The following is a 217-nucleotide window of genomic DNA, read 5'->3' as shown; positions in this document are numbered from 1 at the left end:
CAGTAGAGTTGAAAGTGGAAAACGGTAAGGTACTGGCGAAGTATCCAGAGATTACGGATACAGAAGAAAGAAGTATCACTTTTAAAGTGAAAGTAAAAGAAGAAGTGAAAAAAGTAGTAAATAGCCCGTCACCGAAGTTAGGAGAAGAAGTAGAATACCGAATTAGCTTTAAAAACACGGTAGAAAGCGGAAAACTAACAGAGGTAAAAATAGAAGA

General features: G+C 36.4%; 1 protein-coding gene. It reads left to right on the top strand.

The genetic code is table 11. The features are described 5' to 3' along the window. On the top strand, positions 1-217 hold a 217-nt coding region (locus MR113_RS28105; RefSeq protein WP_242257532.1), incomplete at both ends, for a hypothetical protein.

It is taken from the genome of Bacillus cereus group sp. BfR-BA-01379 (genome assembly GCF_022663605.1).
Classification (GTDB): Bacteria; Bacillota; Bacilli; order Bacillales; family Bacillaceae_G; genus Bacillus_A; species Bacillus_A mobilis.
The sequence above is the reverse complement of the archived record's forward strand: the minus strand, read 5'-3'. Positions and strand labels throughout refer to the sequence as shown.